25 protein-coding genes and 1 pseudogene are annotated in these 23,893 nt (G+C 38.4%); 1 reads left to right on the top strand and 25 read right to left on the bottom strand.

The genetic code is table 11. The features are described 5' to 3' along the window. Positions 1–17: 17 nt before the first annotated feature. From ENGE1_RS29100 to ENGE1_RS01480, 24 genes are all read right to left on the bottom strand, one after another. Positions 18–2,438 carry a hypothetical protein gene (locus ENGE1_RS29100; RefSeq protein WP_255265509.1) on the bottom strand — a complete coding sequence of 807 codons (2,421 nt, stop codon included), beginning with the start codon at positions 2,436–2,438 and terminating at the stop codon, positions 18–20. Beyond that, positions 2,428–2,727: a hypothetical protein gene (locus ENGE1_RS26415; RefSeq protein ID WP_234464991.1), complete on the bottom strand. Its 300-nt coding sequence runs from the start codon at positions 2,725–2,727 to the stop codon at positions 2,428–2,430. The genes ENGE1_RS29100 and ENGE1_RS26415 overlap by 11 nt, the downstream gene beginning before the upstream one ends. Positions 2,728–2,822: 95 nt before the next feature. Next, the gene (locus ENGE1_RS26410; protein WP_073971277.1) at positions 2,823–3,122 is read right to left on the bottom strand and encodes a hypothetical protein; all 300 of its coding nucleotides are present in this window, start codon (positions 3,120–3,122) and stop codon (positions 2,823–2,825) included. A gap of 69 nt (positions 3,123–3,191) precedes the next feature. Continuing rightward, positions 3,192–3,653 (bottom strand): phage tail tube protein, encoded by a 462-nt coding sequence (locus ENGE1_RS26405; RefSeq protein WP_073971276.1) that lies wholly within the window; start codon positions 3,651–3,653, stop codon positions 3,192–3,194. Between the two features lie 55 nt (positions 3,654–3,708). Next, positions 3,709–6,729 carry a pyocin knob domain-containing S74 family peptidase gene (locus tag ENGE1_RS27830; protein WP_081214695.1) on the bottom strand — a complete coding sequence of 1,007 codons (3,021 nt, stop codon included), beginning with the start codon at positions 6,727–6,729 and terminating at the stop codon, positions 3,709–3,711. Between the two features lie 18 nt (positions 6,730–6,747). After that, entirely contained in the window at positions 6,748–7,140 is a 393-nt protein-coding gene (locus ENGE1_RS01525; protein ID WP_064360448.1) for a hypothetical protein, read from the bottom strand. 1 nt (position 7,141) lies between these two features. After that, the gene (locus ENGE1_RS26395) at positions 7,142–7,465 is read right to left on the bottom strand and encodes a hypothetical protein (protein WP_073971274.1); all 324 of its coding nucleotides are present in this window, start codon (positions 7,463–7,465) and stop codon (positions 7,142–7,144) included. A gap of 12 nt (positions 7,466–7,477) precedes the next feature. Further along, positions 7,478–9,274, bottom strand: coding sequence for a phage major capsid family protein (locus ENGE1_RS26390; protein ID WP_081214690.1), 1,797 nt, complete (start codon positions 9,272–9,274; stop codon positions 7,478–7,480). Next, positions 9,225–10,715 carry a phage portal protein gene (locus ENGE1_RS01520; protein WP_064360447.1) on the bottom strand — a complete coding sequence of 497 codons (1,491 nt, stop codon included), beginning with the start codon at positions 10,713–10,715 and terminating at the stop codon, positions 9,225–9,227. Before ENGE1_RS01520 ends, ENGE1_RS26390 begins: the two co-directional genes overlap by 50 nt. Further along, on the bottom strand, positions 10,715–11,257 hold the full coding sequence (locus ENGE1_RS28265; RefSeq protein WP_151206497.1) for a M55 family metallopeptidase: 543 nt from the start codon (positions 11,255–11,257) through the stop codon (positions 10,715–10,717). Before ENGE1_RS28265 ends, ENGE1_RS01520 begins: the two co-directional genes overlap by 1 nt. A 17-nt stretch (positions 11,258–11,274) precedes the next feature. Further along, complete coding sequence (locus ENGE1_RS01515) at positions 11,275–13,170, bottom strand: terminase gpA endonuclease subunit (protein ID WP_081214689.1); 1,896 nt, start codon at positions 13,168–13,170, stop codon at positions 11,275–11,277. Beyond that, a complete protein-coding gene (locus tag ENGE1_RS01510) occupies positions 13,085–13,633 on the bottom strand; it encodes a terminase small subunit (protein WP_255265508.1) in 549 nt (182 codons plus the stop codon). Before ENGE1_RS01510 ends, ENGE1_RS01515 begins: the two co-directional genes overlap by 86 nt. 644 nt (positions 13,634–14,277) lie before the next feature. Beyond that, on the bottom strand, positions 14,278–14,493 hold the full coding sequence (locus tag ENGE1_RS28260) for a hypothetical protein (RefSeq protein WP_151206495.1): 216 nt from the start codon (positions 14,491–14,493) through the stop codon (positions 14,278–14,280). A gap of 104 nt (positions 14,494–14,597) precedes the next feature. After that, the gene (locus tag ENGE1_RS28255) at positions 14,598–14,966 is read right to left on the bottom strand and encodes a hypothetical protein (RefSeq protein ID WP_151206493.1); all 369 of its coding nucleotides are present in this window, start codon (positions 14,964–14,966) and stop codon (positions 14,598–14,600) included. A gap of 140 nt (positions 14,967–15,106) precedes the next feature. Beyond that, the gene (locus ENGE1_RS01500; protein WP_064360445.1) at positions 15,107–15,826 is read right to left on the bottom strand and encodes a hypothetical protein; all 720 of its coding nucleotides are present in this window, start codon (positions 15,824–15,826) and stop codon (positions 15,107–15,109) included. A 196-nt stretch (positions 15,827–16,022) separates the two neighbouring features. Further along, complete coding sequence (locus tag ENGE1_RS28250) at positions 16,023–16,319, bottom strand: hypothetical protein (RefSeq protein WP_151206491.1); 297 nt, start codon at positions 16,317–16,319, stop codon at positions 16,023–16,025. Positions 16,320–16,328: 9 nt separating this feature from the next. Beyond that, a complete protein-coding gene (locus ENGE1_RS26385) occupies positions 16,329–16,520 on the bottom strand; it encodes a hypothetical protein (protein WP_073971273.1) in 192 nt (63 codons plus the stop codon). Then, positions 16,517–16,813, bottom strand: a complete 297-nt coding sequence (locus ENGE1_RS26380; RefSeq protein ID WP_073971296.1) for a hypothetical protein — start codon at positions 16,811–16,813, stop codon at positions 16,517–16,519. Before ENGE1_RS26380 ends, ENGE1_RS26385 begins: the two co-directional genes overlap by 4 nt. A 79-nt stretch (positions 16,814–16,892) precedes the next feature. Further along, positions 16,893–17,177, bottom strand: coding sequence for a hypothetical protein (locus ENGE1_RS28245; protein ID WP_151206489.1), 285 nt, complete (start codon positions 17,175–17,177; stop codon positions 16,893–16,895). Beyond that, complete coding sequence (locus ENGE1_RS28240; RefSeq protein ID WP_151206487.1) at positions 17,174–17,503, bottom strand: hypothetical protein; 330 nt, start codon at positions 17,501–17,503, stop codon at positions 17,174–17,176. The genes ENGE1_RS28245 and ENGE1_RS28240 overlap by 4 nt, the downstream gene beginning before the upstream one ends. A 191-nt stretch (positions 17,504–17,694) precedes the next feature. Then, positions 17,695–18,075 (bottom strand): GIY-YIG nuclease family protein, encoded by a 381-nt coding sequence (locus ENGE1_RS26375; RefSeq protein ID WP_073971272.1) that lies wholly within the window; start codon positions 18,073–18,075, stop codon positions 17,695–17,697. Between the two features lie 353 nt (positions 18,076–18,428). Next, on the bottom strand, positions 18,429–20,498 hold the full coding sequence (locus ENGE1_RS28235) for a DEAD/DEAH box helicase family protein (RefSeq protein ID WP_151206485.1): 2,070 nt from the start codon (positions 20,496–20,498) through the stop codon (positions 18,429–18,431). 87 nt (positions 20,499–20,585) lie between these two features. Next, complete coding sequence (locus ENGE1_RS28915; protein WP_169804714.1) at positions 20,586–20,738, bottom strand: hypothetical protein; 153 nt, start codon at positions 20,736–20,738, stop codon at positions 20,586–20,588. 486 nt (positions 20,739–21,224) lie between these two features. After that, complete coding sequence (locus ENGE1_RS01480; RefSeq protein WP_081214687.1) at positions 21,225–22,820, bottom strand: recombinase family protein; 1,596 nt, start codon at positions 22,818–22,820, stop codon at positions 21,225–21,227. A gap of 40 nt (positions 22,821–22,860) precedes the next feature. On the opposite strand from ENGE1_RS01480, the pseudogene yegD reads away from it, so the two are divergent. Next, a pseudogene (gene yegD / locus ENGE1_RS01475) lies at positions 22,861–23,550 on the top strand (molecular chaperone); the annotation flags it as partial. A 100-nt stretch (positions 23,551–23,650) separates the two neighbouring features. On the opposite strand, the gene ENGE1_RS28230 reads toward yegD, so the two are convergent. After that, on the bottom strand, positions 23,651–23,710 hold the full coding sequence (locus ENGE1_RS28230) for a type I toxin-antitoxin system Ibs family toxin (RefSeq protein ID WP_072062224.1): 60 nt from the start codon (positions 23,708–23,710) through the stop codon (positions 23,651–23,653). Positions 23,711–23,893 lie beyond the last annotated feature (183 nt).

The following is a 23,893-nucleotide window of genomic DNA, read 5'->3' as shown; positions in this document are numbered from 1 at the left end:
CATATAGCCCCTGATGATTAAGTATTACGTTTAATTGAGCTTCTATAAGCTTGTGCTACGCTATTCTGATGTTTCTTCAACATTTCATTGAATTTCTTATCATCCCCAGCTACATCACCTTGGATGATCAATGGTGCGTTTATAGTAACATCACCTGAAGTACTTCCACCTTCTTGCTTATCTAGAAACTTAATCAGTTTCTGGTTCGCGGGAGCCTGAACAACACGTTCACCCGCTTTAAGTACGAATGATTTATTATCATAACCTGCTGGTAATTCATCTACACCACCGTGGAACTGACCGGAGGCAGCACCTTTAGCAGTACTGATAATGCTCATACCAAGTGATAGTACTTGAGCATAGTTAGCAAGTGACGCAGGGAAAGGCGTTGCCAGTGCCTGAGCAAGAGCTGACTGGATTGAAAGTACTGTTTGAGCAATACTGATACCACGACTTAGAGCAAACGCAGCCTGAGCAGCACCAGAAGATTTACCAAAAGCAGCAACCATACCATTTGCCAACTGATCGGCAGTATTACCAAATATTGATAATTGGTCTTGTGCGTTCTGATTACTAATCTCAATCGCCTGAGAGTTATATTTCGCAGTGATTTGTGCCTTACGCTTTTCGTAATCCTCATGACCTTTAAGAAGTAAATCATTCTGTGCCAATTCAGCATTCATAGCATCTTCATTTTCTTTCAAACGCTGATCAGTATTATCATAAGCAAATGGATTATTACCATTGATACGTTGATTTTGTTGATTTGCTAAGAAGCCTTTTTGTTGTTCATTGAGATTACCCGAGCCAATTAATGTATTAGTATCTTTCAATCCCTGATTAGGATCTTGATAACCAATCATTTGATTAAGCATATTATTACGGTTTTGTGCTCCAGTCTTGGCAGCAGTTTTTAATAACTGTGATGGATCAATACCAAGTACTTTAGCGTTATCGGCAATTACTTTCATTAGCTCTTTTTGTTGGCGATCATATTCGGCTATTTGTCGTAGATTCGCATTGGCAGTAGAATCGGAGATTGCTTTATCAAGTGCCTTTTGTGCCGCTAATCGTTTAGCATTTGCTTGCTCTTGTAGTCGCTGTTCTGCTTTTAACTTACTTTCAAGTGCTTTCTTCGCAGCTTCATCACTGGCATTCATCGCCTTGACCAATTCACCACGTTTTTCTTTATATGAAGATTCAAGGCTATCAAGTGCTTTCTTCTGAGCCTTAAAATCATCACCATAAGCACTAAGTAATGATTTCTGAATTGCTTCTTTCTGGAATTTATATTGTTGGTCTAATTGATCAATTTTCCCTTGTGCTGCCTGTTTGGTAGTTTCAAAGGCTTTCATACCACCATCAATAGTACTTTTAGATACGCCTTTATTAGCTTCATCAATAGTAGCTTTAAGATCCTTCATATTGGCTTGAGCTAAACTAACTACATAAGATAAGTTCTTATCAAGTAATTCAGTATCTTTCTTGTTTTGTTCAACAATCTGAGCACCATAGATGGATGAATTCTTTAGTAGATCATCCTGATAACCTTGCTGGTACTGCTTAACCGCATTAATCCCCTCTTCACCAGTAGCCGCAGCCGCAGATGAAACAGGTTTAGAATTCATAATACGTGTCATTAGATTGAGAATTTCAGCAAGACGTGAAGCAATAGGTGCTAATGTACTGTTTTCCCATTGTTCCCAAGCGTTTGATAGTTCTGTAGTTGCTTTTCTGTATTCTGCGAATTGATCAGATTGTTCTTGTGTTAATTGTATTGTTTGCTGTGATAATGAATTTTGGTAATCTTGTTCACTGTTAAACTGTTTGAGTACTGATAGACGTAATACCGCATCATTCCCTAATGTTTCCATCATGAATGTCATTTGTGAAGCACTATAACCCTGTGCTTTTGCCGCAAAGTAAATCTTAGCATATACGTCCTGACCTTCATCAGCCATTTTCTTTAGTTCAATGAGATTCAACCCTAGAGGCTGAATAACATCAGTGTACATTGAACCACCCAAATTATTAAAAGCATCGCCTAGTTTGTCTTTGATATCTTTTTGTTGGTCGGCGATGTTTTCCATGTTTAATCCAACCTGAGCATACATATTTGCCATTTGTTGGATTTGAGCAATACCCATCTGTGATAAGTTAGCAGCCTTGAATACTTCAAAAGCTTTTTCTGCCTGTTCTGATACCTTAGCAAGTGTTATGGCAATTGCCGCACCTGCCACACCAATTGCCCCAGCAACACCAGTCATAGCCAAACCAGCACGACCGAAACCACCACTAAGGCGTTCGGCAACATCACCAACTAGACCGCCAGCATGACCGCCAAACTCATCAAGTGAATCAGTTGCTTGACGCAAAGCACGACTTAAGCCAGAACTATCACCATCAATATCTACTCTAATATCCCTGTTATTTGCCATTTCGTTTTTTCCCTAAAACCTGTTTCTTAATAGCTTCACCTAATGACGCAATATCATTAGATTGTTTTTCTTTTGATTTCTCTTTTCGTTCTTCTGATTTCTCAAATGAAGTTTTAGTACTGTCATTAAGTAAATCAAGAAAATCAAAATCACTAACTTTGATTGATTTTTTAGCCTCTGGTGTTAAATTACTATTACTCAAAGTAGTGTAATAACACTGATAGGCATGTTTCATCATTTCAATATGTGTACCTGATGGTTCTATGAAAGTGTCGTAAATCATTAACATGTGTAGTACTTCTGGTTCTAATTCAAAATACTCGTTTGGTGATAGCCCTCTTTTGTTAACCATCTTACAAAAGTACTTTAATTCAGTATCACACCTTACTTTTTTTCAACTTCGTCCGTTGGATTAGAATCTTGAATCAATTGAAGGATAGCAGCATAGATTTTATTCTGTAGAATGTAATCTACGGATTGTACGTTAATGCGACCATCAATATCTTCATCAGCAAAGATTGGATCACCATTTTCATCTTTAACGCATAGAATTAGAGTACTTGAAATATCAGTACATTTCTGAAAATCACGACCATTTGGACGATGAATATAGATAGTTTCACCTTCAATCACAAATGGATGTAGTTCAGGTTGTAGTTTTTTTAATAGTGCTTGTAAGTTCATTTATTTTACCTCATTAATAGAAAAGGGAAGATATTCACCTTCCCTTTATTTATTCAAGTTTGTTTAAGATTATGGGGTTACAGTAATTAGACCAGAATCGATAGCACCGCCATCTACCGCTAGGGTAAAGGTTTTAGTAACAACTTCATCTTTGTCACCGCCGATAGTAGTACTGGAAACGAAACAGGTATAAATTACATAGAAGCCAGTTTCTTCAGAAGAATCTTCAAAATAACTTAGTTTAATCTGACAGCGTTTTTGCTCATCTGCCAATTGTTCAAGTTTCTGATGTACTGCGTTATCAGCAAGATAGTTAACCGCAAGTGAAATATCAGGGATTGATTTAGTACCTAATAGTTTACGATCATAAGCAGAGTTAAAAGTTTTAACACTAATAACAGTACTTTCAAAACCAGAAGTAGTGAAAGTGTTTACTTCGGGTACTTCTTGAAAATCAGTAGCAACTGTAGTACCAGCACTAGTACCTACTTCAACTTTAAGATTAGCACCAGAAAAAATATCCATAGCCATATTATATGTCCTTATAAGAGAGTTATACGGGGTAATGGATTTACCCCGATTGTATTTATTTATTATCGAGTAGTGATTGTACTAATGATTTCAATTCATTGATTTGTGATTGTAAATCATCAATAGTACTTTCTTGTTTTTCTATTTTTTCGATTGAATAACGTAATGCTAGAGCTGTATCCATCATGATAACGTTATTATCAAGAGCATAAGATCCGCCATCACTTTCAATACGATTACCATCTTCATCAAACGTTGGTGCATCAGGTATGAACTTTGTATATTCATCATCAATAGTCATTACATCTTGAGCAATAACACCACGACGTACACGTTCAGATTCATCAAAGTTATATACGAATGTACATGGTTTGAACTTCTTGATATTCTCGTATGATTCAAGACCATCATTATATTCAATATCATGTTTTAAATTAGCATCAGATGTAGCGGCTTTCTGGAATGTATAACTACCACCAAACGCACCACCACCATTACACAATAGATCCCCGGTAGTTGGTACAAAATACCAATAACGCACACCAGCACCGCCAGCATCACCAAATTGAGTTAAAGCAGTATGTGCCCAATTGTTAGTACCATTACCAACATTACCTAATAACGTTCTTAAGTTATAACCATTTGAGTGTTGATACCCCCATGTGATAGCACTTATTGCGTTATTACCGGGAGTATCGTAACTATCTGCTAATCTAATACCAGACCAGTCTTGTTGTACTGATGCCCACCATTCATTTGGTCGAGGATTACCAAGTGATAAACGACCATTTGTATAAATGTTACCCTCAGAAGAAAAATCAAAAACTGAAGTTTGAGAAGTAACTGATCCAGCCGCAACTTGATATACAGATAACCTTGAAATAGTTGTTGATGAATCAGTACTTTTAATAACTCGAAGGTTAGTAGAAGCACGTTCTTCACCATTTACGGTAATTTGTGAACGTAGATACCCACCTAAAATTGTATTACCAGCACCAGGCCATGATGTTAAATCATTTCGTGCTGTACTTGTATTTGAAGTAAAGTTATTCGAAGTTAAATTACCAGTTACCCCAACATTACCAGTAATAGTACCGCCAGTAGTTGGAAATCCACCAAGGTTAGCAAGAGCAGCAGAAGCAGTAGTAGCACCAGTACCACCAGACGAAACAGGGAATGCTAGAGTACTACCATTCTGATTCTGAAATACAACACTACCATCATTACCAAGTACTAAGTTTGTCACAGAACTAGGGCTATTAACGATTGTATAACCACCATTAGTACGAATACTGTTAACATCAAGTGCCGAACGAGCACCAGAAACAGTAGTAGCACCAGTACCGCCATTACTAACCGGAATAACATCCGCAGACATAACGAATGATGACCAGTTTGACCATGTACTGTTTTCCGAGTTATAAGCACGACGATATGCCTTGTTAACATTGAATACAGTATAAATCTGAGTACATGATTCACCAGCACCTGTCGATAGTACTAGTAATGAACCTGCTACTTTTTCAGGATAGTTCATACCGTCTTGAATATTAGCATTCAGATTCTGATTATAAACGCCAGAAGCCGAACCAGTTAAGGTATTTAAGTTAACACCTGAAGCTAGTGGAGTGCGAGCCTCACGAAATAACTCAAGGTTAGTGCGAACACCAGAAGCATTCGTTGCTCCAGTACCGCCACTGTTAATACCTAACGCAACGCGAGTACCATTAGTAGCATTCTGCATCGACCAATCGCCATTATTACCAACAATCAAACGATAACCAAAGCTAGGGCTATATAAGAATGAATATCCACCTACAGTATCACGATCAATTGTATTGATTCCGAGATTTGAGCGAGTAGCATTCATATCTGCCACATCAGATAGATTACTTGCTTTTTTTAGTTGTACATCATTAGTTACATTACCTAGACCTACATCAGCTTTAGATACGGTTACATTACCAGTTAGAGCATGACCATTTACAGTAGTAGTTTTCGGTACATAATTAGTACTTACATCAGTTGAAAGATTATCAACCCTAGTATTCACATCAGAAATATCAGTACTAAGACTTGTATTCAAGTTTGTAATATCTGTATTCAAATCTGAAATATCAGCACTTAAAGCAGTATTTAAATTATCAATACGTGTATCAACCTGACCAGTACTATAAACACCTAAATTACTACGTGCCGTTGTTTTATTTGCCAGATCACTTAGGTTGTTCGCCACTGTCAATTGTGGAGCATCAATTACTGTTCCTAGACCTACATCAGATTTAGTAACAGTCACATTAGTACTCAAATCATGACCATTGATTGTACGTGTCAAAGGTACATAACGTGCGTCCATCTGAGTAGCAGTATAGATACGTGTCCATGCCGTTGATCCGTTCTTTGCGAATAGGCTTAGTGTGCCTGTTTTTGTGATTGCGAATTCAGCAACACTAGTACCATCCACAAGGCCAATACCCAACATATCCGATCCAGCAGGATTACCCGGCTGTGAAGAAGGTACTTTGATAAAACCATTACCTTCAGGTACGTCTGGTTCATACTGAGGAATGTCTACACCATTTGACCCAACCCCATAATCACCCTGTAGAAGAGGTAGGAAAGCTTGTGAAGTACTCATACGTGCTATCACATCTTCAGGCGTGAATGTATAGGATTTACTGACTACAGTATCTTTATCGCCTGTTAGTTCTGTACTTGTAATGTAACCATTCACAATCGCATATGTGATAGTACTGTTATCACTATTCAACTCATATTGAATAATACATTGAAAAATTCCTTGTGATTCTGCCATTTCATCAAGAAACATATGTGTAGAATCATCAGGCAAATAGTTAACTACAATTTGGAATGGTTCAACGGTTTTATCTGATAGGAGTACTGAATTGTATTCACTATCATATGTGTCAAATGTATTAGTTTCAGAATGAATAGTAAGGATTGGGAAGGTATTCACTTCATTTACAGTAATGTTACCTACTCCCTGTGGCGAACGGTTGCCCGTATCAGTGTTATATTGTAAGGTTAACCCCTTACCTGTGATTATGTCTGCCATTGAAAAATGTCCTTATAGTTATCTTGTCTTTTCCGTAACTTGAATATTTATAGTAAATGACAAGGAAACAGAGCCAGTTATAGGATCTGTCACAATATCGGATTGCTCATATGAATAACTAAGGATAATCAAACCAGCTTCTTTAAAAACAATCGTTTTATTAGCATCGAAATAACCAATAATCTGATCATAGGTTATTGAAGGTGCCGTATTAGTACTTTCTGGTTTTGGTGAGATTAGATATTGAATGGCAAAACTTGCCGCTTGACGTTGATTACCAAAATTAACACTACTCATACTGTAATCAAATGCGATTTGTTCAAATACATCAACATCACGTGATACAGTAAGATTTTTACTAGCATTAATAAGCTGTTTCATTGCTCCGCGTACTTTCTGTACTATCATCATATTAGTAATCCTCTGCGAATGAAGCACTAGCAGTATTACGGAAATAGCAATTAACCATGCCTGATAGATCGTCTTCAATGTTATAAATTGTATGATTCACACCATCAATAATTAGTACTGTACCGATAGATACGCTTGCTGTACTTAAATCTTCTTTTTTCATAGTAACAAATGTTTCTATGCTTTCGATAAAACCACCCGCAGCTTCAATAGAAACGGGAAGTACTTCTACAATTCCAGTAAAAGTACTTCCCGTAGAAGTTTGGATAGATTGACCGAAAGCATTTAAAAACGTATCTTGTTGACCGTTTAAAAATGCTCTCATGTTATATCCCTATTAAGCTAGGTTTAGTACTAGGAATGCTTCTTCATGTGCTAAAGCATGAGCCTGGAAACTAAAGGTACGTAGAACAATACCCATAGAGTTACGTTGGGTTGTGTCATCACGATCCATAGTTACAGAACCCCATTGAGCCATGATGATATTTGACCAATCACCAAACACAATAGAACCAGCGGCAACTTGAGTAGATTCAATAACACGTACTGAATCAGCTAGAATACCATCACCCATATAGCCTTGTAGCAAGTACTTAGCAGAGGTGTTAGAACCATCAAGAGTAGTACGCAATACAGCAGCAGTAGTAGGATGTACAATAGCAACTACATTCTCAACACGAACATTAGCAGCCGCTAGTTGTGCTAGAGCATTGATAATATCGGTTTTAGTTAGAGCAGCAGTTAGAGTTACTTCTGGAGCTTTATCAACAACATCAGCAAGAATTAGGCGTTCTAGTTTTAGAGCAGCACCCTTAACCATCGCATCTTGAATATACTGTTCAGCAGTACTAGCAGATTTGATTAGAGTACGAGTTAGTTCAACAGAACCAGTAAAGATTTCTGGCTTTAGAGTAACTTTTTCAAAAGCAGCGTTATAAGATGGTGATGGAGCACCTTCAGTAACATAACCAAAGTTATCAGTGAAATCAGCAGATAGTTTAGGTAGAACTAGATTACCTTCACCTTCTAGATTTGCGAATACTTGTACAGGTAGAGTAGCAAATACTGATTGAGCACGTAGCACATCAATATAAGAATCTGCGTATACTTCTTTAACTAGAGCAGCACCGCCAACAGTAGTAGAAGTACGAACGAAATCACCCGCAGGGATTTCAGTTTTACCAGCAAAATTACCTTCACTTAGTGAACGAATTAGGCCATTTAATACGGATTTTTCCATTTTGATTTCCTTATCATGATTAGGATTTGTTTTTGTATTTAGTGTGCGTTTGAAGTCCTGAACTGAAATTCCTTTTTCAATTGCTTCAGACACATCAATATTTAGAACTACGCCGATTGATTCCAATTCACGTTTACGTTCCACTTCTTCGGTAGAATCTTCTACTTCAGAATCATCAGTACTTTCTTGTACTTCTTCGCGTTGTTCTTCAACTTCGCTTTTATTTATCATTTTTTCGAGCAAGTCTGGACGATTAGCCATTAGTGCTAATAGTTCTTCATCGCTAATACTTACTTCTTCTGATTCATCTTGTTCAGTACTTTCTACTTCAGTACTTTCTTGTTCAGATTCATCTTGTTCAGTACTTTCAATTTCGTTTTCATCTTCCATGATCATATCCTTCTGGTTGTCATCATTGTTATTTATCAATGAACGACCAACACCAGCAGATACATCAGCAGGTACAGTTACTAGTGATACTTCATATGGGGTGAAGTGAGTAACATAGATAATGTTTCCTTCGATACGGTAATCATTAACTGTGTAACCGAAACTAATATGTGTTAATACACCTTCATTGATTTGTTCCCATTCTTTTTCCGAGGCATTGGAAATCTGTAATACAGCACGGCCTACCTTGTCTGAATCAATACGTGCTGATAGTACTTTTCCAATCAAATGATCGCGATCATGATTAAAAAGTACTGCCCCTGAATTGTTCAAACGTGATAGGTCTACATTTTCTGGATTACATAGAAGTACTTCGTTATATAACTTTCCTTCTATTTCACGTGCTACGGGAGTTTCGGAACAAAAAGCAACTTCAACGGTACGATTATCAGAATTAATCGCCGCTGGTAGGGTTAATTCCCTCGTCTGGTTTTTGATTTTCATCTAGAACTTCCTTGTTCATATTTTTCTCATTCTCTATTTCTTGTAGTACGACACGTGGATCACCGCCCATTTCGCTAATTACTTGAGTACGTGATTTCAACCCAGCATCAATAGCAGCTACTTCACATTGAATATCCTTCAATGGATCAAGTGAGATAGGTTTAGTTGGGATATAGCGAGCACATACAAGATCATCGAAATCAGAGAAACTTAATTTCAACTTACTATTATTTAGCATTTCATTCTTCAACCAAGCTGTATATATTGGTTTAAGTACTTTATTTATGAGTACATTAGTACGGGTACTGAATGTTGTAGCTTGTAGACGTTCTGCCAATTTAGCAGCACTAAATGAAGCATCTGAAGTATTACCCATTAGGGATTGTTTAGTTACGTTTAACCCCATTGAGATATTATCAAATAGTACATCTGTGAATTCTGCTATGCCGTCAACACCATTACGAGGATCAACCGATTTAACATCTTGATTAGCATTCAATTCGAAAATTGCTCCAGGTTCCAAGTACTCATTATAAATCGCTGTATCTTGTTCACCTTCAGTTAGTGCTAATTCGTTGTTACTTCCATTATTAGTAATGAAAGTTGTAACACTTGCTGAGATTCGTTTAGCAAGTAGTGCCGCTTCCTGGAAGTTCTTTAGATCTGCTAATACTTTAGTACTGGCAATTAGATCCGGTATACCACGTTCCTGTGTAGCATCGTCCATAACAAAGAAATGTAGGATTTCACTTGCTGGGACAACTTCATAACTAGTCGCATCATATGTATATGTTACTGGATTATATTTAGCGAAATAGTAATTTACTGGTTGACGGTATTTATTATATTCAATCCCGTTGCTAATATATCCATTCGCCAGTACTGCGTTATTTAATTGAGTTAAGCGAGCAGAATCAATAATTTCAATCTTGATAGAACGGTTGAAATTATGAATACGTACAAACGCTTCACCATCACGACAACGATGTTTTTCCAGTACTTGTGCGAATAGATCAAAAGTCATTGAACCATCAAGAGAGAAATTATTAGCATCATATGCCCAACGATCGAATAGTTTTTCTAGTTGTTGGTTAATGTTATGTTTGGTTTCTTCATCAACATCAATATCTACAGATGGTTTTACATAGATACCATTACTACCAACTACACCATCTACAGAAAGCATCATGTACTTACGTGCGATTGGGTTTACTAGTGTTGCGTCTCTTGATTGGTTACGCCATTCGGAGAGATGCCATTTAATGATGTTATTAATACTTACTGAGTTAGTACCGACACCAAAGCCAAAAGCATTCACACCATTACTAGTTGTACGAATCTGGTTCAGATCACGTTGTAATGTTTTACCAACATGTTCACGAACTTCATTCTTTTTCTGTACTGGTTTTGGTTGTTCAGTTTGTTTTTTCTTAAACCACATTAGCGAGTACCCCAACGGTTTGGATAGTTAGGATCGCGGAATACAGTCATACTCTTAAATGGTTTACTTGAACCAGATGTAGCTTGACCATTCATTTTAGCCCATAGAGCATTAGCACGTTCGATATAACGAGCACGCATTGTTTCTAAGTTTGCTAATGATTCACTAACTAAAGTTTTATTATTAATTGTAATGCTGTAGTTAGCACCACCTTGTATTTTCGCTTCAATTACTGCTTCAATCTCATCAATCATCTTACGAATACGTGCGTATTCTTCAGTATGTTTTGTTGGATCAATTACTTCACATTGAGAAGTACTGGCAATACCATTAGTAATAGCTGTACAGAATACTTTTTCTGAAGCAACGTTAGTTTCGAAAGTGATAGTAAATGCTTGTTCACTATCACTATTGCTGTTATCTAATGTAATTGAATTACCAGTACTGACATATGAAATAACGAAAAGTGTTTTAGCAGGAATTGTTACAGAGTAAGCATATGGATTTGAAACCATATAAATCTTTTCTGGTAAAATTGCCATTGGATATCCTTATCATTTTACGTTTTCCCAAACCAGTTTGAACCCATACCAGAACGCCTAGAACGTCTAGTACTTTGATTAGGTTTTGTTTGTGATTGTTCTGGTTTATTTATCTTTTGTGGTAATGATTTGGCTTTATGTTCGCGTAGTTTTCTAAATGGTTGATTACCTAATTGAGATTGCGAATATACGATTGCGATCATTGAATAAACAAGACAATCGAGGGCTTCATTTCGCTTCTGGCCTCTTTTGAGTCTCCAGACTAATTTACCGCCAGCAGGTTTTAATTCCTCGGCAGAAAGTTGCTCAAAATAGTCAGTTGGTAATGAGCTACTGAACCTTAATTTAACTGGTGCGTTATCTACTTCAGTACTGAGCATCAAGTTTAGAAGTTTACGTATCGTATTCTTCTGATCATGTACGTTAAGGATCTGTAGTTCATAGCCAGCTTGCGTACTACGCTTGAACAAATCACCTGTAGTACTACTGGAACCCTTGATAGGATGGTACTTAGCCCAACGTGCGGTAAACTTCTTAACTGTATCGGTGGCGTTACCGTTCGAGCTGTCCACGAATGCGGCAAGTGTTGGTACTATGCGACCTTCAACAGTACGGAAATCTTGACGACAAAACTGATCTAAGTCCTTCCATGCTTGAGATTCAATCTTTGTACAATCGTGACCATAGAAGAATTCATGAGAAAGCACGTAAATGTTCTTCTCATCAAAGCCTAAAATAGTTGCCTCAAGTCGGTCTAATTGCTGGTCAATCCCAATACATATACCTAAAGTACTTTCTGGTATTTTATGTAGATTAAATTCATCTTCACGCAGAGATTCTAATTGAAGTATATCTAGTTCTTTCGCATATTCATCTTCATACGGTAAGCCTAGTTCGTTGTTATAGAACGTTTGTAGGTTAAAATTATAAAGAGCATCGGCAAACTTACTTACCATCTCAGAAATAGTGTTTAATGGTGAATACATACGTGAGATCTGATAGCCAACTACACCCGGATCACCATCAGTACTTGTAGCAATCCATCGACCGTTATCAATCATTTGGTGCCGGGTATGTTCGTCTATTTCTTCCTGACAATGAGGACAAATTAAACGGGTAGTAGTACTATCTGGTATTGAACGACCATTTTCTAATTGCTTAAATTCAAAAGCTACTTGTTCCCATTCAAAAGTATATTCATGACCGCATTTATGAGTAACAAACCATCGGCGTTTATCAGAGAGGTTATATTCACTGTTAATCAAATCATCTTTATATAATGGTGTACTTGAAATAACTACTAGGGCATCATCACCGAAAGTACTTGTACGAGCTTCTGCCAATTTAATTGGATTACCTTCTTCAGTAATACCAACGTTTGATACTTCATCAAGTAGAACTACACGGCAAGTAATACCGCGTAGGTTTCCTGGTGTATTGAGGTTTAGCCAATAAATGAAAGTACCATTTACTAATTGTGTTTGCTTCGCGTTATTCGCGGCTTTCTTGTCGTTCTTATCTGTTACTAGTGGGCTTAGTACTTCACTGGTTTCAATTGCTGGTAGGAATTTACCATCCTTAAATTTCTTCACTTCAGATTCAGAGCTACTACCAAAAGCAAAATTACATGGATCGTTTGCCATTAGTCCGAAAGAAATTGATTGTAAAACAGTGGTTTTTAAAAGTTGACTACATGACTGAAGAACAATCTTTTTTGTTGATCTTAATTGTGCGATATCCATTGGTTCCCGTTGAAAGGAAAACGGAACCCAATCAAGACCCATATTCGGCCCGTCCACAAACTTCACTACGCCATTACTTATCCATTCACTCGTTTTCTGAATCTTCGGAGGTTGTATTGTCGGCAGCACTTTCATCAGTACTTGTGTTAATTTCTTCTTGTTCGTTTCCATCTAATATTTCTTCATCCGTGGGTAGTTCAAATTCCATGCTTCCTAGCTGGAATAAAGCACTATCAATATGTTGTTTCAGTACATCGCGTAAATCTTTCGCTTCGGTTTGAGCAAATAGCTCAAGGTATGTCTTACTTGGGATTGCCCTCATTACGGTTTTAATGTGAAATAGATATTCAGTTAATACTTGTTCTACATAGTCAGTACTGACAACTTGTCCAGATTTTTCCTGTAGTTCTAATTCTGATAATGCGGCTTCTGCTTTAAGTTTCTTCAACCTTTCTAATTCAATTTGTTCTTTCGTATCAGTTTCACGTAATGGTTTAATAACATTCTGTACTATCCATGCTCGCGTATCTCTCTCATCGGCATCTTTACCAATTGGCATACCCTGGGCTTTCCATTGACGAACTGTAGATTCATCGTAGCCGTACTGTTTAGCTAGTTCATTCATGCTAATCATGTTTCAAATCCTTTATTGATAATAATTATCGTTTCGGGGCGTGATAATTAGTTCACATACAATTAAAATAAAACGGTGCCGAAACTCCGCATTGTTAGGGCGGCGTGGGAGGAACCATTCTCATTTACATAATGATAATGAATATCATTTACATTTTTATTTAAAGAAATGCGAACTACTCGCCATCTAGTCTATTTAGTCTCGTCTGCGTGGGATTGGATGACTTTGATCACTGACCAGTCATTGATTGGTACGCCGCCTATACGCTGTTCTAAGAGCATCTCATCTAGCATGTTGTACATGTGTAGTACTCTCTTCTTCTCATTGAATGTGGAAGCGTGTAAGGCGTTCACGGGATAACGCCAGCGACCTATAGTGAAGTACTCAGGATTTACACGGGTGTATTTGTACAGTACTGATATCCCATTTGGGTAAATGTGGATCTGATAATCATCAATCAGTATGTGTACTGATAGGATTGTTTCATTTCGTGAAGGGTAATAGCCGTGGTATTCACCAGTACTATCTATGTGTGATGTTCCGTGTTTGTAGTGTTTGAAGATTTCCATAAAATACCCCCATGATTGTTATATGGGTATTTAGGGAGAGGGATTTTTGAATAAAAAAAAAGCCCCAAACGGGGCTTATTCATCTTCATCTTCTTCTGCTGGATTGTTGTAATCCTCATCCAGTTCTTCAAGTACTTCAATTTCCTCTGGCGTCCACTTCTCATGTGGGATTATCACACCATCAGAATTACATAAAGTTAAGTACTTTGGATCGTAGGTAAAGTATTCACCATGTTCATTAACTAGTGTAACTTCATCAGTGAATGTGTTAGTTGACTTTGGATATAACATTTTACTTCCTCAATTGAATTTTAACATATGCTGTACATCTGGTGATAATGCGTAAATGATAGCGAGTACTAGCAATACGGCAATGATGATCTTCATCTTAACACCTATAGGTTATCGGGGATAATTGATGGTGAGTTAACACCTTCCAGACTTTCATGAATAGTATCAGTTCGGGTTTTTACAACCTTGCCGATATGCTCATTATAGGGATGAAGATCGGCAATACGTGATTCACGTACTAAACAAGTAGTACTGGTATTATCCATCTGATAGTACTTGTCATAGACTTTACCGCAATCACTTGCGAATTGTGGGCGATAGACTTTCACCCCGTTTGAATAGCCAGCATCAAAGAGTACTACAGCATGGTTATTCACATAACCAACATAGGCTTTATCCATAAAATCATAATGCGTAGAGGTACAGCCAGTAAGTGCTACCATCGCAGCAAAAATCATAGATTTGAGTTTCATTTTATTATTCCTTATAAGTATACATTGATTGTAGCCAATCACCCAACAAAAGCCCCATCGCTAGGGCTTTTAGTAGATTTCTGGTCTGAAGATATAGTACTACGATACAGTAAGAATAGCTACTACCATTTCCTGGGGGTTTAGCTATTTTGAATGAGTACGGTTTCTTTAAATTTCTGTAGCAGTTCTTTATCATCAGCACCCGTTTTATCTTTCTTCTTAAATGCTTCAAAGTGAACCATTGCGTATTGATTCAATTTACCACGTGCGTTGATATGGAATTCTTTACCATTATACTTAGCGTTAAGTGGGTACTCGTTACGATACTCTTCGGAATACTTTCTCATGAAGGTATCAAAATCAGCCATTGAAGGATCTTTCTCAATTAAAGTTTTATATGCTTCACTGTTTTCAATATCGGCTGTTAACTTCTTGTTTACTGCCTTACCAGTAATCGTCTTACCACTTACCGTATCATAGAGTTCAATAGTAAAGGTTTTGTTATTACTGTTACTTGATGGTGGAGTATTCTTTATAGTTTCTTGCTGTGGTTTGACAACACCACCCGCAGCTTCTAGAAGTTCTTCAAGGCTGTTAAAGTCACCAAGTAACTGACGTACAGCGTCATTCGATTTGAGAGCTTTCAACGCTTCGTTAGCTTCCTTTTGGCGTTCTTCTTGCTCTACCAGAACTTGTGAACGGACTTCACCAATACGTTCAACGAGAGTATCAAGATCACTAACATCAATCTGAATGAATTCACGGCGACGATCACTATCTGCCATGAGTAGGCCAACATTGAAATCATCAGCCAGGATAGTACGGATCATTGATGCTGTAACAGTTTTGATAGTTCGCATTCGTTCACCTGTATTAAAAGTTGGTTTGAAGTTGTTAGCTTAGAAAGATTCCCTGGGGGAATCTCCCTAATTGCTGAAATCATTGTATAGGTTAAATTAAATCGTTCAATTAAAAAATCAATGGGAAGAGTAAGTACGCAATGTATGTACATTTCGTTTAATTGGTGTACCTCTTCTATATACACCCTATCGCCGTTCACTGGATGGTTACGGGTTGATACTCATATTTCCCGTCCTCAAGTACATCCCCATTCATGATACGGTGTAACAGTTCTTTATAGACAACTGAATCACGTGTGATCACTGCCGAACAACCATTCTTGTCAATGTACATTACCTGATTAGATGAAGCACATTCAATAACACGAATGTTATCGTGAAGTTCATACATGAAGGTATCACCAGAAAGCATGATGATTGAGATAGGATAACCTTTATAGCTAACATGGCGAACATTGATAGCTGGTACATATAACGGTACTGAAGTATTCATGGTGTTACCTTAAAGTTTTATATTAATGCGTTTACGTTTAAGTAATGCTAGTAATGCCTCTTCTTTACTAGCAAACCACGATTTACCATCACTATATGGTTTATTGCGATGGCGAGGATGTCGACTTAGAACTACTGCCCCTACTTTCTTTTGGTGATCATCATAAACTTCAATAATGTCACCGATAACATTTAGCCTCATATGTTATCCAGTTCATATTTGAGTTCTTTAGCAACATAACCCAGCATGATACGTAGTGATTCTTCATCAACATAAAATGCTGGTAGTTCTTCCTTAATCGCTTGTGGTAAACAAACGTTTTCTTTCCATGAGAAAGAGCCATTCAGACCATGAAACAATGCGAATAATGGTTCTTTATAGCTACGGCAAACTAAAACAACATCCATACCTTGTACCTGAACTTCATCAAGTACCAGGTTTAGCTGGTTAGCAAAAAGATGCGTTTTATTAGTAATGCTGACTTTTTCACTCATGACGTTACCCCGCTTCTTTGTGACGAGGTAAGTATTGATCAGAATAGCTATCCTCAGCAAGCACAAATAGCTATTTTTATCAGGTTTTTGGGGATCGCCTTGTTTTACTTGGCTTTTTTTCTTGCGTTGGATTAGCTATCATCTCGAAATCAGTACTTGTTAGTACTTCTAAGGTTAGTAATCTCATAGTTACTTCATCGAGATTTCTTTTAGGTATGACCCTGTTGTTAGCTACTCTGTACTTTTGATTGTCAATGAGTACATAACGTTCATCTTTAGTAGAGTGTAGATAGTACTCAGTACCTTCAATCCAGTACTTTATCTTTAGATTTAGTGGGTTATTGTTTATGATTTCGTACTTCATTGAATTAAATCCCTACAATACATTAAATGATGATATTCACTATCAAGTAGTGGGTAATCTTCAATTGTTGGTTGTGCTTTCAATCCTGGTAGGAACATATCCCTTAGTATCTTTTTACTATCTTCTGTTTCTTCAGTGTAAAATCTGAGACCAAATACAGGCGAGTAGATCATATCTATATCCTGTTCCTTATTCATGATCCTAGAGAATTCATCATTCCAATAGTATAGAGTACCACCAGATTGTAATACTACTACTGTCAGTGCTTCATCTACATAACATCTGAATTCCGTACCCCATTCATATTTTATTTTTTCAACGTCCATATAACATCCTTCTTAGTATATATGGTTATTTAGCTAAGAATGGGTTTATCAGGTGTGTTAGTACTTGAGGTTTTGTTTTTATGGGCTGTTTTTGTCTATATAAAAACGCCAGTTCTATGGTTAGGTGGCAAATAATCGTGTATTTTATCTATATAAAAAACGAAACATTCGCCACCTGTGATTGATTTAGATTACACCCATTCAAACATTGCTGATTCTTGTACGGATTCTGGTTCTTCAATTAAGATGTAATCCATATTAATTAGTTGTTCGTATAGCTCATTAGTGATAACCGATTCATAATGTTCACTATTACCTTCTGGAAGTGTATTTTTACTTATGTTAGTACGGTAGTACCTGTATTTGATATGAATTATCTTTTCATCTTTTTCATAGTGTATTAGTTTGTTTTTGTGTTTGAATAACATCATTTCTGAGTACTCAAAATGTGAATTACGGCTTCTTAGTTCATTTAGCCTTCTTTCTGGATTAGTAGTGAATCCAAGTTTGATTAGACATAAGCCAGTGTGAATATTACGGGCTAGTGTCATATATAGGAATTGTTCATTCATGATTTATCCTCATTGAAGAGGCAATAAATAGTTCGTCAAAACATGGGGCGGCCTTCGGGCTGCCTTTTTTTTATTGCCGTTGGTTTGTTATTTTAGTTCGCTATGGGGGCTGTCACACCCGCGACTAGATCAAGAAGTAAGATAGATTTGTCACAGAGAGAAGTATAATTATTAATATATTATATGTCCTGTCTGTGACAAAATCGGGTTTGACGTCCCCTCGGGGGGGGCGGCCTTCGGGCTGCCTTTTTTATCGCCTGTCGTTTTTTTAGTATTGCTTTTTTAGTAGTAGGTAGCGGTTAGGATATCTATTATATAGAATATTAATTTACTAACCGCTACCTTTTTAGTAATTACATACGTAACTGACTTAGTTTCGCTTTGATCCCTTCTAGAGACTGCCTTGACTCCACGTGATCCGCTACAGTAGTGTTTGGCGTGAATGCTGGTTTGGTGAAACGCAAGCCTGTTAGTGATAGGTGAATTACTTCACACACTTTTATAACGCTTCCATTCACTTTAGCGTTCTTACCCTTACCTAGTGTGATGTAACGCTCTACAATGGATTTAGCACCCTTAGATGAATTGCTAACTAACCCCGTACTTCCCATCGTTACACATTTTGACCACATCGGATGTTTCAACATTAGATCAGTGTTACCCGTAAAGTACTCTTTAAGTACCTTCTGGATAATAGCATCTGCTATATCACGGATCGCGAAAGCGTCTAGCTTAGTTCTACCCGCTACCATGTTCACAATCATTTCACGGATTGTATTACCCGTTGGGAAATAATCTGCGTCCATGTGAGCACGATAGAAGAAACTACGATCATCAATGAACCCTTTCACGAGTGATTCAAAATCATCCTTATGTAGTCCACGTGATAGAAGTTTCTCTACACTCTGATCAACTGCTGTATAAAGCTCTGTAGCCTCTTCTACGGGCTTCACCGCACCAGTTAGGGCATCAGATAGATATTCCTCAATTATCGCGTTCTCTACCTCTACAGCCTCTTCTTTTAGCCTTTTGGCAGTATCGGTAATCACTGCGTTATTTTCACCATCACCATCTTCAAATCGTAACGGTTGAACGATGAAACCATAGTTTTTTAGTTCACTTGAAAGTAATGAAAAATCATTAGCGTATTCACGTGTTTTATGTTCAGAGTATGTGTAATCAATTCCAGTAAAAGATACTTCAAATTTACCTTCATGGAAGTACACCATACTACCAGCTATATCTTTACGGTACTGACTAGTAAATGAATATTTTGCTTCATCAGTTTGAAGTGCTTCATAAGTAGTTTGTAATACTTCCTTCATCAATTTAGCATCAGCAACTACTTCAGTACGATTGAAGATACCAACATCAACAACTTCCCTACGGTTCACATAGTACGTAACATTCTTTAGCTTTGATACCTTACGGAAACGGTTTGTGAATTGTTCAATACGTGCTGGATGTTCATCACCAACAATGACTATATCAACTTCTTCTAACTGGTTTTCGATTGATAGACCTTCAACGATACTATAAGTACCAAAAAGTACATCAACCTTCATTTGACCACTTACATATAGATCTACAACATCATCATTATTTTTCTTATCAGCATTCACTACTAATCCAGTACGAGTACACATTTGATTCAATGCTTCACACTGTGCTTTGTCATTTAGTAATACAATGGTTTTGCGTTTACTTGAATTCAATTGGTTTAGTACAAGATCCTGTACCCTTGTTGAAACTACGGTACTAATTACTTTACGTGCTTCAGATGGTTTATAGATTCTGTATACGTTGTTGAATTCAATCCCTGAGAAGTCATCAGGGGTAGCAGTACCTGACATCATAATGACACTTTTGAATAGTGGGAATGAAGCAATAAGGCGGTTTATCACATTTGCTTTATAACCATAATCTAGAAAGAATCCGTGAACCTCGTCTATTACTAAAGTTTTATCAGCAAAGTATTCTTTATTGCTGTGCTTTAGAATTGTTTCGATTTGGTTCCAAGTACAAATACCGGTACTGAATACATCATTATCACCCTCAAAGGATAAACGTATAGATGTTAGTGGTACTAATACTATGTAACCTGGTTTAGCTCTCGCTTTCTGGTTAGTCTCTGGATTAGCCTCTTGTATAAACTGTGTGGTTTTACCAGTACCAACCGATGAATTTACAAGGTTTACACCACTTGTTAGATCCATCTTATCAAAGATACTGCTTATGTACTGGTTTTGTTCTAACGTCCATTCACCATTATAAATTGAACCCTTGTTTAGTTCTTTTCTAATGGCATTTGTTAGTACCCTATCAACTACAGTACCGTTTAGTACGGCTTCACGTAATTTATTTGCTTCTTGTCTTAGTGCTTCTCTATCCACCAAACGTGGTAATAATAGTTCTTCTTCCATGAATAATTTTTCCTATTGTCATTTCGCGTTACGTCCTGTAACCGCGTTTCTACTCATTGTGTGGTTAGTAGATAACCATAATATAATTTATCCCTGGATCATCAGTAGGTTAATCAAATACTGAATACCCGCAGAACGATTTTTAGCTTTACCAGTGTCAACTAATAACTTTTGAATTGCCTGATCTTGTTCTTCAGTTATACGAATAGATACTGGAATATCCTTATTTTTCTTTTTCATAATATTTACCTTTTGTGTTACAAAATTCCCTTTATTTTGAGTATAAAAGTACCCCTAAGCTAAGGGGTAACTTTATTAATAGGAGAATTATAATGTTACTATCTATTTAGTCTCTGATAGCTAGAGGTGTGCGTTTCGACCCGACACCATCAACTTTAAGATTGTTGATTTTACCTACATTATAGCAGATAAAAAAATGTCGTTTCATTTATTTTCCATCACGTTTTATTTATCAATTCTTGAAGAAATGTAGGTTTTAATAAATGGAATTTTAAGGGGTATTGCCAGTACTGTAAGTGCCATGAACAAAACACACATAGCAAGAAATACGGGGAATAAAAATAGTTCGATTAATAGTTTCATAGCTTTTACCTCTCTCTTATTTATCAAAGATGGAGAAAAAAGCAGGGTAAAGGGGAGACAAGCTCCCCGATTGACAATTTAACACAATCCGACGGGGTACGCAAGGAAAATGATCATTTTCAATCACTTAAATGGTGCTGGTTCCCCAGCCTCTACAAATACCTTGTTTATGGCCTGCTGCCAGTACCGTACAGCCTCTTCATCTGGATTGCCATAGAAAGTACCATCAGCGTTTATGCTACTTACAGAGCGTAGAGAGGTAGTTAAGGTATTCGCACCACCTTTACCAATCCGTGTACTCTCTGTGTCGATAATAACTAAATGCTTAACTTTATCTGTCCAGTACTTAATCGTACAGTAAATGGTGTAAGCACTTTTACTAGTATCAACACGACCAATATTAATTTCTTGAATCAACTTCTTCATTCGGTTGTTCAATTCAATACGGTATTCAACATCCAGATCTAACTTATCATCATTATAAGATATCTGAACATCCTTCGGAGCATCCATGGACTTTAATCGAATGCTTAGTTCTTCCTGTTCTTTGCTGATAGTTTCCAGTTCATCCAGAATAGCAAACTTCTCATGACGACTTGCCTTAGCTAATCTCTCACGAAATGCCGTAATATCCCTTTCATTCTGAATCCACTGATCACGCAATGTCAGTACTGTAGATTCTTCATGATTATATACTTCAGAAAAGTCTAAGCCGCGAATAGCTTCAAGTAATGGCCTCTCAATCGCATTGTATGCCATTGCCTTGGCTTTACAGACTTTATCAGTACGTTTCCCCAGGCACACAGTAAAGAGTCCACCGTGGCTGTTACGCTTCACTATAATAGCCTTATTACATACTGGACAACGTGACATACCAGAAAAGATATTGAGCATATTTCTCTGATGAGTATTACCGCTTTTATTAGTTGCCAGTTTCATTGCTTGTACTCTCTCATATAGTACTTTATCAATGATTGGGGGATAACGGGGATCATCTGCCACCCGCTTATCACTCAGTGTGCGTAGTACTGTTACAAGTGTCCATCCTTTACCATTATCAGTTTTTCCATATGTACGTACTATCTGTGCCGCACCAATACCATTAACATAGTCACCAAACATACGTTGAATGGCCTTGGCAGTTTCATTAATGCGGTACTGTTTAATCCCATCAATTTCTACAACATCAAACCAACGAGGGCGAACCCTTGAAACATTCCCATATCGGTTTTCATGGGATTTTTTCATCATAATACTTTTTCGTTTAGATTCTCCGTTAGCACGGTTAATCTGCATCGTCAGTACTGTAATGCTTTCTGGAATGTATCGGGAATAGGTCATACCCGTTTCAATCTCCAGGATAGTAGTACCCCTGTTAATCATTCCAGAAATAATCTCTACTGCTTTATAGGGATCAATCCTTACCAGGCGATCCACGTTTTCCACAATCAAAACAGAGTCGGGTAACACCCCATCCATGACCATCTTTCGGTACTGTCCAAGCTTAGTCTTATCGTTCCAGTTCTTCCCCTTAAAGGCCGATCGACCTTCTGCCACCATCTGAGTTATGTTATCAGTATCAATGGTGAATGGCAGACGGTGATCTAACGTAAGGTACTGTAAAAACTGGTTAATTGTGTTGATTTGTCGCTGTATACCAAAGCCGTCAACCTGCGTTACGGTTGACACCCTTGCGTATGACCATACTGGTACTTTCATTTCTTCATCTCGTCAGTTAGTGGAGTGAACATACTATCACAACTGCTCTTTACTGCTGATGGGCCCCCGGTGGCGCCATCGCGCCGATCGCCAGCAGAGCCTGCTCGGGCACAGCGGCTGCCGCGTGGGCGGTAACGATCTCGACATCGCCCTGGCGTTTAAATGCCTGATGCCGCTGCTGGGCATGGGCGGCGACACCGAAAAAGGCATCGCCCTGCCGGTGCTGCCGTGGTGGAACGCCGTCGCCATCAATGACGTTCCGGCGCAAACCGAGTTCTACAGCAGCGCGACGAAGCGGCTGCTGGACGATCTGCTGCGCGACGCCCGCGATGCCGATAAAGTCGCCCTGCTGCTCAAGACCTGGCGCCAGCGCCTGAGCTACCGGCTGGTGCGCAGTGCCGAAGAGAGCAAAATCGCCCTCTCCGCCGGCGCCGACGTGACCACCCCGCTGCCGTTTTTAAGCGATTCGCTGGCGGCCGATATCAGCCAGCAGGGGCTGGAGAGCGCCCTTGACCAGCCGCTGCACCGCATTCTCGAGCAGGTCCAGCTGGCGCTCGATAACGGTAATGAGAAGCCCGACGTGGTTTACCTCACCGGCGGCAGCGCCCGCTCGCCGCTGATCCGCCGGGCGCTGGCGCAGCAGCTGCCGGGAACGGAAATTGCCGGCGGCGACGACTTCGGCTCCGTCACGGCCGGGCTGGCCCGCTGGGCGCAGGTGATCTTTGCCTGATTACGCGATCCGGGTCGAAGAACGCCGATTGACTTTGCTGCTTTTTCGCTCTACTTTGAAGGGCAAAGGGTAAGGGAGGATTGCTCCTCCCCCTGGTGTCTTAGTAAGCTGCGAAACTTATCACTAAGAGTATCACCAGTATGATGACGAGCTTCATCATATCCCTTTTCCTTCTTAAGGCCCCTTCTTCGGGAGGGGCTTTCCCGTTTTTAGCGTCCTGCTAAATCAGCCACACTCCATTACGAATGCGGCCACGGCGACTTTACCGCCCTACGCCCGTTTGCCGTACACTTCGCCATCAACGCTGCGAGCAGGCTCGACAATCTTTGATAATCCGGACGTT

This window comes from Pluralibacter gergoviae ATCC 33028 = NBRC 105706 (genome assembly GCF_001598855.1).
Classification (GTDB): Bacteria; Pseudomonadota; Gammaproteobacteria; order Enterobacterales; family Enterobacteriaceae; genus Pluralibacter; species Pluralibacter gergoviae.
This window is presented reverse-complemented; position numbering and strand designations above follow the sequence as displayed.